General features: G+C 63.3%; 10 protein-coding genes and 1 pseudogene. 8 read left to right on the plus strand and 3 right to left on the minus strand.

Annotated features, from left to right (window positions below; genetic code table 11):
• Positions 1-305: 305 nt before the first annotated feature.
• Together E3O19_RS18905 and E3O19_RS18755 are read left to right on the plus strand one after the other, a co-directional pair.
• Positions 306-645: pseudogene (locus E3O19_RS18905) on the plus strand (ATP-binding protein); the annotation flags it as partial.
• A 289-nt stretch (positions 646-934) separates the two neighbouring features.
• The gene (locus E3O19_RS18755; protein ID WP_166804422.1) at positions 935-1306 is read left to right on the plus strand and encodes a DUF4190 domain-containing protein; all 372 of its coding nucleotides are present in this window, start codon (positions 935-937) and stop codon (positions 1304-1306) included.
• A gap of 670 nt (positions 1307-1976) precedes the next feature.
• Here the strand turns inward: E3O19_RS18755 and E3O19_RS01860 are convergent.
• Together E3O19_RS01860 and E3O19_RS17615 are read right to left on the minus strand one after the other, a co-directional pair.
• Positions 1977-2780, minus strand: coding sequence for a FadR/GntR family transcriptional regulator (locus tag E3O19_RS01860; RefSeq protein ID WP_134564925.1), 804 nt, complete (start codon positions 2778-2780; stop codon positions 1977-1979).
• Between the two features lie 123 nt (positions 2781-2903).
• Complete coding sequence (locus E3O19_RS17615; protein ID WP_166804423.1) at positions 2904-3041, minus strand: hypothetical protein; 138 nt, start codon at positions 3039-3041, stop codon at positions 2904-2906.
• A 7-nt stretch (positions 3042-3048) separates the two neighbouring features.
• Here E3O19_RS17615 and E3O19_RS01865 point away from each other — a divergent pair, with 7 nt between their 5' ends.
• The 6 genes from E3O19_RS01865 to E3O19_RS01890 all read left to right on the plus strand — a co-directional run bounded on the left by E3O19_RS01865 (position 3049) and on the right by E3O19_RS01890 (position 10687).
• Entirely contained in the window at positions 3049-4002 is a 954-nt protein-coding gene (locus tag E3O19_RS01865; RefSeq protein ID WP_166804424.1) for a sugar ABC transporter substrate-binding protein, read from the plus strand.
• Between the two features lie 3 nt (positions 4003-4005).
• Entirely contained in the window at positions 4006-5547 is a 1542-nt protein-coding gene (locus tag E3O19_RS01870) for a sugar ABC transporter ATP-binding protein (protein WP_134564927.1), read from the plus strand.
• Entirely contained in the window at positions 5544-6548 is a 1005-nt protein-coding gene (locus E3O19_RS01875) for an ABC transporter permease (protein ID WP_134564928.1), read from the plus strand. Before E3O19_RS01870 ends, E3O19_RS01875 begins: the two co-directional genes overlap by 4 nt.
• 66 nt (positions 6549-6614) lie before the next feature.
• Positions 6615-8129 (plus strand): amidase, encoded by a 1515-nt coding sequence (locus tag E3O19_RS01880; RefSeq protein ID WP_134564929.1) that lies wholly within the window; start codon positions 6615-6617, stop codon positions 8127-8129.
• On the plus strand, positions 8129-8878 hold the full coding sequence (gene pxpA, locus E3O19_RS01885; protein ID WP_134564930.1) for a 5-oxoprolinase subunit PxpA: 750 nt from the start codon (positions 8129-8131) through the stop codon (positions 8876-8878). The genes E3O19_RS01880 and pxpA overlap by 1 nt, the downstream gene beginning before the upstream one ends.
• A 405-nt stretch (positions 8879-9283) precedes the next feature.
• The gene (locus E3O19_RS01890) at positions 9284-10687 is read left to right on the plus strand and encodes a cryptochrome/photolyase family protein (RefSeq protein ID WP_420898576.1); all 1404 of its coding nucleotides are present in this window, start codon (positions 9284-9286) and stop codon (positions 10685-10687) included.
• Positions 10688-10762: 75 nt separating this feature from the next.
• Here the strand turns inward: E3O19_RS01890 and E3O19_RS01895 are convergent, their stop codons facing one another.
• On the minus strand, positions 10763-11578 hold the full coding sequence (locus tag E3O19_RS01895; protein WP_134564932.1) for a dienelactone hydrolase family protein: 816 nt from the start codon (positions 11576-11578) through the stop codon (positions 10763-10765).
• Positions 11579-11781 lie beyond the last annotated feature (203 nt).

The following is an 11781-nucleotide window of genomic DNA, read 5'->3' on the forward strand; positions in this document are numbered from 1 at the left end:
CGGTGAGTGCCTCCCACTCGGCCTTAACGAACTGGGCCGAGCCGGTAGCAACGACCTCGGGATCGCCCGAACGGCCTTTCTCAATACGAACAACGAGTTGATCGGGCACCAAGCTAGGTATCTTTATGAGCGTGGCGTTCATAGCGGCGTTCGTCAGCCTCCCGACTATCTGATCTACCGATGAGTATTAGTGCTTCTGGGGGCCACCGATATTGGCTTTGGGGGCCACCGGGCCGTGTGGCCAGTAGCGCGCTCGGGAGCCACCGGATATTTGTGTTGGGGGCCATCTGCTCACCTCCTTCCGTCCAGAGCTCGCAGAGGCCTGGCAGCTGGCCCTCGGCAAACCCTCCGGGGCCAGTGTTCTTGAACAAGTACGCCGCGTTTTCGCTGTTGGTGATCGATGAGTGGCTCCTGGACGAGCCCGACGAAAGGACCAGGAGCTTGCTGTTGGAACTCCTCCAGCGGCGTTACGACCGGCCATCAACGACGTGTTGAACCCAATACGCGCGACGGGATTGGCACCAGCGCCTCGGTGCCGGGGTTCACGCCGACGCGATCATCGACCGAATCGTACACAACACCATCTGGGTGGAGACCGGCGGCCACAATATGAGAGAACACACCGCCGACCAGGTCACGGCATAGGCAGTCGTGCGGTCGGGCGCCGCTGGCCCCCGACCGCACGACTGCGTGGCGCCCAAAGGCAATACCGGTGGCCCCCGAAGACAATATTCGCTGGCCCCCAAACCCGCAAATACTCAACCGACTCATCTCTGACGGGATCTGACGCGATGCGTACCGTGTACCAGAGTCGCTGTCCCGCCGTCGGATCAAGTGTAAAGATCCCGGTGTGGCGCTCTGAGCCGGTTCTTCTGCCCAATCTCGTACCGCGAGCCTCCGATCTCCGGGCTTCAAATCTGAAATGCTCAGGGTCATGAGTAGCGCGCCTGCGGGCTGGTACCCCAATCCGAATAACCAAGATGAGGAACTTCTATGGGATGGGGCTGAATGGTCGGGAGTATCTCGCGAAGCACAGGCCAAGGCACCCGTCGCTTCCACTGCTCCGTCCGTCTCAAACCACTTGGCTGCGGCGGCCGCAATCATCGGCGGCATCTCCGTCGTCTTCAATCCGGGTTTCCTGCTCAGCATCCTGGCCTTCATTTTCGGATGGGTCGGCGTTTCTCGAGCGAGTCGCATCGGAGGGTACGGGAGAGCACCCGCTTGGGCCGGGATTGTCCTAGGGGCAGTCGGCCTATTCATGGGCTACACAGTTTTCAGGGAGGCCATGGCGGGCCTTCTGCCCTAGACGTTTAGCGCGGTACTCGGCACGTCTGTCTCGATTGACTGGCGCCAGCCGGCAATATCGTCCTTGATGATCTTGGCATGGTCGATGAATGACCAGGGCACCGGCGTCCTGAGCACCGCCTTGCACTCTTCGGGATCGCTGTTCTACTCGAGACGCGGCACAAGTTACCCTGCCCCTTCAGCGGCGCCGCTGATGTCGCAGCGGTCCAATTTGCCTACCCGATGCGAGCGCAAACCAACTCAGTGTGCTTGTGGCGTCCTCGGCTACCCACCCGAATGGCGCTCTCCCGCTTCACCATGATGAATCAAAGCGCCACAGCCGATATGGCTTTGAAATCGTTTCGAGGGAGAACGAAGTGGGGAGCGGACCGCAGCGGGCAACAATGATGTTTGACGGTGAAGTGGGTGTTGATACTTCGGTTCACCCGAGTCCAATGTCGTCAGGATTCACCGTGCCTCCAGGTCGACGCCTTCGATTCGGATCGCGCTCGCTTGCTGTTCGATCACTTCTCACTCCTATGTTGCCGGGCTAGTTGAGGAATCGCCGGATCGGCACCGAATTGCCTCTGGGTCGAGGACCTGGGTGACGGAATCTCGGTCGAGAGTTGGGATTTCGAGAGTGAGGGCCGCCGCTCGTCGCCCGACCCGCCAGAGTCCTTGCGGGGTACTAGCTACTCCGCGGCGATCGGTCGATTCGCCGCCGAGTGCCGGATCGCGGGAAGCGTTGAGACGATGACCTCGGACGCGTTCAAATCCGCGAGTGCCTGACGTCTAACCTCATCCAAATAGCTGACATGGCGTTGGAAAGCCTCCTGCGCTTTTTGCGGGTCGCTATCGGAAATCGCGAGGTAGATAGCCTCGTGCTGGTCGGTCACGGTTGCTCGGTCGAGGAGCTCAACGAACACCGTATTCGTTGCCGGCCGACTGAGATGGATCGCAGTCATCGCGAGTTCAAGGATCTGGTTCTTGGCTGCTTTTGTGATCGCCGTGTGAAACTCCAGATCCAGATCGAGCCAATCGGCGATGTCCATATTGAAGTCCCGCGATGCTTCCACCGGCGCTTTGATCGCTTCGAGGTCTCTGGGGGTTCGCCGTCGGGCCGCAAGATCGACGCAGTGCATCTCTAAGACCCAGCGAGCTTCATCGACATCGTGAAGGGTCACGTTGCCAGCTCGATACCACAGGCCGATGGAGTCGCTCAGCTGCTCTGCTACGTCTACCGCGTTCGGCACGGAGACGAAGGTCCCTCCGTGGCTGCCTCGTGCCGAAACGACCAGGCCCGTCGCGGAAAGGAGCTTGAGTGCCTCTCTCGCGGTGGCGCGTGAGACGTCGAACGTGTCGGCCAGCTCGAGCTCCGTCGGAAGTCGTTCGCCTGGTTCCCAGACGCCGCTCGAAATGGCCGTCCGAAGTTGACGCGCGATCTGACCCGACGCGTCACGCCTCCCCAGCATCTCCGGCACGAATGCATCGGCCACCGAAACCTCTTTCTAACGGTTTGTAACAGGGTATTTACATTACGGGCACCGGCACGCAATAGTTCTATTGTTCAATGTTGAATGTTAGACCTTTAAACCGAGCGTCCCACATGTCCATTAACTTTAGGAGACCGAAGTGAGAATTAGAGTACTCAGCGCGATGGCCATGATGGCATCGCTGGCCTTGCTCGCCACAGGGTGCAGCTCGCCCAACAGCGCCGCCTCGACGGCGGCACCAGCCAGCTCTGCCTCTGCGGACACCGCGGCCATGAGCGCAACCCTCGACTACATCGCCTCCGGCCTGCCCACACTCACCGGCAAGAAGATCGCCTACCTGACAGAGTGCGCCACGCAGAATACCTTCTGCCAGACACGCTGGCAGGGTGCTCAGGATGCCGCCAAGAAGATCGGAGCGGAGATCACCCTCTTCGATGCCGCCTTCACTCCCGCGACCCAACTTCAGCAGGTACAGGACGCAATACAGAAGGGCTTCGACGGCTATGTCTTGTCCCCGGTTGCGGACTCAACAGGCTGCGCCAACTTCAAACTCCTGAAGGCAACCGACAAGCCCGTCGTGAATATCAACAGCCCCATGTGCGGCAACGCCGACTTCACCGCCGGCACCGCCGGCTTCGTCGCCATGCAGACGGAATCGTTCTTCCTCGAGCACATCGAAAACGCCTTCGCGTCCTGTGAAAAGGCCTGTAAGGCCGTCGCAGTCGGCGGCTTCGTCGGCAGCGACCTGTTCACGAGATGGGAAAACGCTATCAAGACGGCATCCGCGAAATACCCCAACGTCAACGTCGTCGTTGACCAGCCGGGCAGCTTCGACCCGAAGGCGGCCCTGACGGTCGTTCAGGACGCGCTCAGCAGCCACCCTGATGCTGAGCTCGTCATTTCCTCCTGGGATGACATGACCCGAGGCGTCGAGCAGGCCATCGTTGCTGCCGGCAAGGCGCCCGGCACGGATGTGCGCATCTATAGCGTCGGAGGCACGACCTTGGGCCTCGAGCAGGTCAAAGCGGGTAAGTGGACCGAGACTTCCGTGCTGCTTCCCTACGAAGAGTCCTACTACGGAGTCGTCCAGCTTGCCAACGCACTGGACGGCGGCAAGGGCATAACAGGATTCACCTACCTTGCCCAGTCTCCGATCATCGTCGATGGACCCGGGTCGATCTTCCTGACCACGGACAACGCCGACACGTTCACGCCGGAGTACTAAACCGTGTCAACCGGAATCCACGAGACGGCGGTCGCGCTCAGCGTGCGTGCCCTCACCAAGACGTACCCGGGAGTGATCGCCCTATCGGACGTTTCGCTCACGGTACGGGAGGGGGAAGTGTACGGATTGGTCGGCGAGAACGGCGCGGGAAAATCCACGCTCATGAAGACCATCACGGGTGCCATCCAGCAGGATTCCGGTTCCATCGAGTTGTGGGGTGAGGATCTGCCGGGAGGCGATCCTCACCGCGCTGCGGCAGCGGGCGTGGCGATGATCTATCAGGAGCTGACCATCGTTCCGGAGATGTCCGCACTCGCCAATGTCCTCCTGGGGAGGCTCCCCAGCCGACTCGGATTCATCGACCGCCGTGCGGCACGACGAGAGTACGCGAATGCAGCGCGGCTCGTCGGGATGAACGTCCCTGCTTCTGCACAGGCCGGGACGCTGTCGACGGCAACACAGCAACTGCTCGAGATCATGCGGGCCCTGGCGAGCGGCCGACGACTGGTGATCATGGACGAACCGACCGCGTCGCTGGGCCCCGAGGACATCCAGCGCCTGCACGATGTGATTCGCGGACTGAAATCAACGGGCCACGCCATCGTCTACGTGTCGCACGACCTTGAGGCAGTGCTGGAGGTCTGCGACACGGTCACCGTGCTGCGCGAGGGACGGGTCGTCGAGACTCGCTCGGCCGCGGACTGGACTCGTCGAGGCCTGATCGGCGCGATGCTCGGAGGAATAGCGCTGGACGCGGCCGGGACTCCGCCCGCCCAAGCACTCCTCGGGCCACCGCTCCTGCGCATCGAAGGGCTCCGCGCACCCGGAGTCGATGTGTCGCGGCTGGATATCCTGCCCGGCGAAATCGTCGGACTTGCCGGACTCGTCGGGTCAGGGCGCACACGCATGCTGCGGGCGATCGCCGGCGCGGACCCGATCGAAGCGGGCACACTCTGGGTCGGCGACGCTCAACGCTCCTGGCCGCGCACGCCACGCCAGGCCGTTCGGCTTGGCATCGTGCTGGCACCGGAAGACCGCAAGGCCCAAGGTCTCGTTCTGGACCGACCCTCGGCCTGGAATGTCGCGCTCGGTCAATTCGGCGCAACCGGGCGCCGCAAACCGGTGCTTCTGAAGCGCCTCATCGCGTGGGCGCGACGGGCGACCGAGCGTGTCGGGTTCTCGTCGGACCGACTCGGGGCGAACGCTGGAACACTGTCGGGCGGCAATCAGCAGAAACTCATCCTGGCGCGGCTGATCAGCCGGCCGGTGTCCTGCCTCCTCCTGGATGAGCCGACCCGGGGCATCGACATCGGGGCGAAGGAGCAAATCTTCAACGTCACCAGACAAATCGCTGCCGAGGGTCGGGCCATCATCTGGTCCAGCAGTGACCTGGACGAGGTCGTGCGCCACAGCGACCGAATACTGGTCGTCGCCGGCGGGCGCGTCGTCGCCGAGTTGCCCCGCGGAGCATCCGTGCATGACGTGCTCGAACTATCCTTCGCCGCCACCACGGCGGCAGAACACGAAACAGAGGTAGCAGCATGACCATGACAGCCCCTACCTCCATCGAAAGCACTGGCCTCCGAGCCGCCAGGGCCTTCCGCAGCTACGGCATCGTCGGCGCACTCGCCCTCCTGGTCGCGGCGATCACCATCGCCCAGCCGGGGTTCCTCGCCTACGGAAACCTGATGAATATTCTGAGCCAGTGGGCCCCCGTTGCCATCATGGGGATCGGCATGACCTACGTCGTGATTACCGGCGGGTTCGACCTCTCGGTGGGTGCCATCTACTCCCTGTGCGCCGTCACCGCTGCGGCAATCGGCCGAACTGAAGCTCCCGTGGTCGCCTTCACGGTAGCTATTCTCGCGGGGATGATCGCGGGAGCCGCTAACGGCTTCGTTGTCACAGGACTGCGCGTGAACCCTTTCATCGCCACCCTCGGCACCTCGCTCATCATTTCCGGTGTCACCCTCGTGCTCACCGGCAATGCGGCCTTCGTCGTCGACTTCGAGCCGTTTACCGTTCTGGGCAGCGGCCGTCTCCTGGGTGTCCCCTACTCCGGGATGCTGATGGTCGCACTCATGATCGTGGCCGGTTTCGTGCTGTCGTACACGCCCTTCGGTCAGTCGATTTACGCGGTCGGAGGCAACGCGGAAGCAAGTCGCCTGGCGGGCATTCGGACCTCACTGGTGACAGGGAGTAGCTACGCCATCTCTGGGCTTGCCGCCGGCATAGCCGGAGTGATCACCGCCTCCCAACTCAGCTCAGCTCAGCCAAATCTGAATCCCAATCTCGTCTTCGACGTACTGACAGTCGTTATTGTCGGTGGCACCTCCTTGACCGGAGGGCGCGGCGCGATTTGGCGCACCGCGATTGGCGTAGCCATTCTGGCCACCCTGCAAAACGGCTTTAACCTGCTCGACGTAGACGCGTACTACCAAAACATCATCAAGGGCGTCATCATCATCGCCGCCCTCGCGACGGTGGACTGGCACAGATTCGTGCGACCACGTTCTGGGCGACGACCATCCACCACAGACCTCTAATCACCTCAGACCGCTGAATCCCCTGAAGCCCGCACCAGACCACGCTCAATCGACTAAGGAGACACCATGGCACTGACAGAAACTATCCAGGAAATCACCATCGAAGAGGTGCAGGCCGGATACCGCTCCGGTGCCTATACCGCCCGAGAAATCGTGCAGGCCTACCTCGACCGCATCGCCGCAATCGATACTGCCGGGCCAGCACTCAACTCGATCATCACTGTTTCGAGCACAGCCCTGGCCGAAGCCGACGCGCTGGACTCCACATTGGCCAAGACGGGTAACCTCGTCGGTTCCCTGCACGGCGTGCCCATCGTCGTGAAAGACCAGATCGAAACCGCCGGAATTCTCACCACCTTCGGCAGCGAAGCCTCGGGTGACTATGTGCCCAGTGCTGATGCGACCGCGATCGGGCGGCTGCGCGATGCCGGGGCGATCATTCTGGGCAAGACCACCATGCCCGACTTCGCCACGTCTTGGTTCTCCACCTCGTCTCGCAGCGGGATCACCAAGAACCCCTATGACCTCAGCCGTGACCCGGGTGGCTCCAGCAGCGGGTCCGCTGCCGCAGTCGCTGCCAATCTCTCACTCGTCGGGATCGGTGAAGACACCGGCGGCTCGATCCGCCTGCCGTCCTCCTTCTGCAACCTCGTCGGGCTTCGCACGACCCCCGGCCTGATCAGTCGAACCGGAATGTCCTCCCTGGTGAAACCCCAGGACACGGCCGGCCCGATGACCCGCACGGTCACTGACGCCGCACGGGTCCTCGATGTCCTCGTCGGCTTCGACGCGGCCGATCCCTACACGGCTGCCTATGTCGTCGCGGACCACAAGGAGAGCTACACCGCCGGGCTGGCGGACGCCTCCGTGGCGGGCAAACGCATCGGTGTCCTGCGCCAAGCGTTTGGTGACCCTTCCGACGTCGATGGGGCATCAGTAAACGCTGTCATCGAAGAAGCCTTGGTTCAGCTCGCCGACGCCGGGGCCGTCCTGGTCGACATCGAAATCCCCGATCTTGACCACTACGTCGCGTTCACTTCAGTCTATTTCTCGCAGTCCCTGCGGGACATGAATGCGTTTCTGGCCAGTCGTCCCGCGTTGGGGATTGAATCCATCGAAAAGCTTTATGCCGAAAAGCGCTATCACGAGAAGCTGGATCTGCTTGAGGGCATTGCCACCGGGCCGTCCACGCCGAAGGATGACCCGGAGTATCTGGACCGGATTCTCGCCCAGGGCGATTTCCAGCGCAGCGTGATCGGGATCATCGCCCAGAACCAGCTCGATGTCATCGCTTTCCCTGACATCAAGCTCACGGCTCCCACCCACGATGACGTCTTCACGGACCGCTGGACCTGCATCACGTACCCCACCAACACGGTCATCGCCTCCCAGCTGCTGTTCCCGGCGATTTCCGTTCCCGCCGGCTTCACTTCGGGGGGTCTGCCCGTCGGTCTCGAGTTGATGGCAGTTCCGTTTGACGAGTCGAGCCTGCTGCAGGTGGCGCGCGGTGTCGAGGTCGCGACGCACGCACGTCGAGCTCCAGTTCTGGACGCGAGCTATCCGGTTCTGGAAGCGAGCTAATGGCCGCTGCTGGGCCACTGGCAGTGGTTCGCCTCATCAGTATCAACTCCGATATGGGCGAGTCCATCGGCATCCATTCCTTTGGCAATGACGAAGCCCTCTTACGCATCGTGGATACCATCAACGTGGCCTGTGGCATGCATGCGGGCGACCCCACGGCCATGCGTGTTGTCGTTGACCAGGCCCAGGCTGCGGGGGTGACGGTCGGAGCCCATCCCGGGCTTCCGGACATCGCCGGTTTCGGCCGCAGGGCAATGGCCCTCGATGCCGATGAGGCACGAGATCTCGTCAGATACCAGGTGGGATCTCTGGTCGGTTTCCTTGATTCCGCGGGCATGCCGCTGCATCACATCAAGCCCCATGGCGCGCTCTTCGGCATGATGGCGAAGGATGAGGCACTCATGGATGCCCTGTGCGACGTGGCGGTGCAGTACGGGGTACCCGTCCTCGGGCTTGCCGGGACCACTCATGAGACAGTCGCCCTGCGTCGCGGGGTCGACTTCGTCTCCGAGTTCTACGTGGACCTGGACTACAACGACGATGGAACGGTACGGGTGAACCGCACAGGGTCGCGGCACGATCTCGACGATATCGAGGAACGCGTACGTGCGGCGGCAGTGGACGGGACCACGACGAGCGTGACGGGCCGGGAGATTCCGATCCGTGCCGAATCCTTCTGCATCCACTCGGATCTCCCTGATGCGTACCTTGTCGCGGAGCGTGTCAGGGCCGTGATCTCCTCACTGTAGCCCGGGACAGATCGGCCCCTCCGGTGCCGAATCACCGTTCGCCTAGAACGCAGAGCCCTTTGCAACCCAACATCGGTCGGGCGGCAAAGGGCTCTGCGGCATCCGAAGTCACCACGACGAGGTCTCAAGCTCGTCGACGGGCGCGCCCAGAGGATTATTTGGCAGAGCCCAGAGGATGCGCGCGAAAGTGCCGGAAAACTGCCCAGTGATTCAGCGGCCTGTAAGTTATAGGAACAACCCGCACAATATTTCTGCTCAGAAGGCTTTGTCGGGCCCGCCGCCAGCAGCGCGGTTCTCATGGTGCCGGCCTCCGAGCGAGACGATCCGGCTTAGGATCGACTCATGGACCGCACCCGCTGGATCACCGTCGGCCAGCTCGGTTCTGTGTTCGACGACGGCGGACCGATGATGATCATCGAGGCCCGGTCCGTTTTTGGGCGGCACCGGATGCACCGCGCGAAAGCGCACCTCATCCTCTCCGCCATCCGCCATCGCGCCGCTGAGCTCGGGTCGAGAGTCGAGTTTCACCAGGTGCGCGACTACGCCGAGATCGTCGATGGGCGGGACGACCTGGAGGTCGTCGACCCGACCTCCTATGGCGCACGCCGGTTCGTACGCGCCCGGGGTTTGGCGGTGCTGCCGTCCCGCGGGTTCGTCACCACCGAGGCGGACTTCGCCGCTTGGGCGGGGGAGCGGGGGCAGCGTCGGCTGCTGCTGGAAGACTTCTACCGGGCGGTGCGGGTGCGCACGGGCATCCTGATGGAAGGGTCCGACCCGGCCGGCGGCCAGTGGAACTACGACCGAGAGAATCGGGATGCCCCGCCGAAGGGTGCCCGAACCCTGGGGCTGCCGGACCCGTGGTGGCCGGTGGAGGACGACATCGACGCCGGGGTGCGCGAGGACCTCGACCGGTGGCAGGCCGAAGGGTCCGTCGATCTGGTCGGCGACGATGGACCTCGGCGCTTCGCGGTGACCGGCGCGGAAGCCGAAGCCGCGCTCGCCGGGTTCGTCGGCAACCGATTGCAGCGCTTCGGTCCGTTCGAGGATGCGACGCTCGCGGGGGACTGGACGATGGCGCACTCCCTGCTGAGCGCGCCGATGAATCTGGGTGTGCTCGACCCGCGGCATGTCGTCGATACCGTCGTCGCCGAGTACCGGGCCGGCCGCGCACCGATCTCCAGCGTCGAAGGCTTCGTCCGGCAGGTGATCGGGTGGCGCGACTACGTGTGGCACCTGTACTGGCACTTGGGTGAGGGGTACCGCACCGACAACAACCACCTCGGCGCGCACCGTGATCTGCCGCGCGAGTTCGTCGAGCTGGATGACGCAGCGATCGAGGCGAACTGTCTCCGCCACGCGATCGGTGGAGTGCGCGAGCACGGCTGGGCACACCACATCCAAAGGTTGATGGTGATCGGAAACTGGGCGCTGCAGCGCGGCTACGATCCTCGCCAGTTGGAGCGCTGGTTCACCGACATGTTCGTCGACGGCACCCCGTGGGTGATGCCGGTGAACGTGATCGGCATGTCGCAGCACGCCGACGGCGGAACGGTGGCGACCAAACCCTATGCCTCCGGCGGTGCCTACATCAACCGCATGACCGACCTGTGCGGGGCGTGCCGGTTCGATCCGAAGGTGCGTCTCGGCGAGAACGCCTGCCCATACACCGCCGGCTACTGGGCGTTCCGGGACCGCACGGAGCCGGTGCTGCGCGGCAACTTCCGGATGGCCCAACCGTTCGCCGGGCTTGCGCGGCTGGCCGACCGGGAGCAGGTCGTCGACCAGGAGCGGCAGCGCGAGGGGCTGTAGCCGGCCGATCGGGACCGTCCAGCGCCCGTCGACTTGGCTGAGCATCCGGGTCTCCTTCGAGGTGGAGGATGCCGCTCAGCCGATCCGCTCCCTCAAGAACGCAACGACGCGGTCGCGGGCTGCCGAGGCGGAGTTGGCCGGATTCTCCCGCACCTCGCGCGTGAGCACGGAGTGCGCCGACTTCGAGTACCCGTCGGGGTTGCCTGGCGACGAGTCCAGTTGGATGATCTCGAAGGCATCGCCCAGGCGCGCCTTGATGGTGTCAAACCGGGCTCGTGGGACTGAGCTGTCTTCACTGAAGCGCAGGCCGAGTGCACACACCTCGCCCGCACTCGCGCGGGCCGCGATGCGATCGAAGTCTTCCGGGGAGACTCCCGGGTCGAGCTGGCGGGCGCGGCCCAGCGGAAATGGCGCTGCCGGTTGGCTCAACACGGACGCCGCTACCGAATCGTCGATCGCGGCGGCCAGGGCAAAGCCGCCCGTGAAGCACTGGCCGATCACGCCAACGCCTTTCCCGGGGGTGCGAGAGGCGACGTCGGATGCGACTGCCCTCAAGTAATCAGTGATCGGCCGATGTGCATTGGTGGCGAACGCCCTGAACTCCGACGAGACGCACAGTCGAAGCACTGTCCTGATGAGGTAACCGCCCGACGAGGCCCGCCCCGGATCACCGAACGGCGAGGGCACAACCACGGTGAAGCCCGCCGCGACGAGGTGCTCGGCAAGGCCGAGAACCTCAGGGGTGATCCCGGGGATCTCCGGGATGAGTACCACCCCCGGCCCCGAGCCCTTTTCATAGCAGTCGTAGGTCGTCCTGGCTCCTGTGAACGGGGTGCGCACCCATCCGGTGAGGTGGGCTACCGGTGCTGATCGGGTGCCTTCTGCTGCCATGAATGAATCATCCCCCGCCAACTCGGCCCTGAAACCACACGCTCCAGATGAGGCAATCCTATTGATCGAAACCGTGAACAAAGCCGCATGTTTCGCTGAGACGCTAATTTACCTAGAATCTAAATCACTTGTAGTACTGTCGCCTTGGGCAACCCGCCCGCCGCTTGACGTCCCACGAAGGACAACGTGACTCCCAGTATTTT

This window comes from Cryobacterium algoritolerans (assembly GCF_004402785.1).
GTDB lineage: Bacteria > Actinomycetota > Actinomycetes > Actinomycetales > Microbacteriaceae > Cryobacterium > Cryobacterium algoritolerans.

Bases quoted from the DNA above. Each gene is read 5' to 3' on its own strand.
- E3O19_RS18755 (WP_166804422.1), top strand. From the start codon at position 935: ATGAGTAGCGCGCCTGCGGGCTGGTACCCCAATCCGAATAACCAAGAT.
- E3O19_RS01865 (WP_166804424.1), top strand. From the start codon at position 3,049: ATGAGCGCAACCCTCGACTACATCGCCTCCGGCCTGCCCACACTCACC.
- E3O19_RS01875 (WP_134564928.1), top strand. From the start codon at position 5,544: ATGACCATGACAGCCCCTACCTCCATCGAAAGCACTGGCCTCCGAGCC.
- E3O19_RS01880 (WP_134564929.1), top strand. From the start codon at position 6,615: ATGGCACTGACAGAAACTATCCAGGAAATCACCATCGAAGAGGTGCAG.
- pxpA (WP_134564930.1), top strand. From the start codon at position 8,129: ATGGCCGCTGCTGGGCCACTGGCAGTGGTTCGCCTCATCAGTATCAAC.
- E3O19_RS01890 (WP_420898576.1), top strand. From the start codon at position 9,284: ATGATGATCATCGAGGCCCGGTCCGTTTTTGGGCGGCACCGGATGCAC.
- E3O19_RS01895 (WP_134564932.1), bottom strand. From the start codon at position 11,578: ATGGCAGCAGAAGGCACCCGATCAGCACCGGTAGCCCACCTCACCGGA.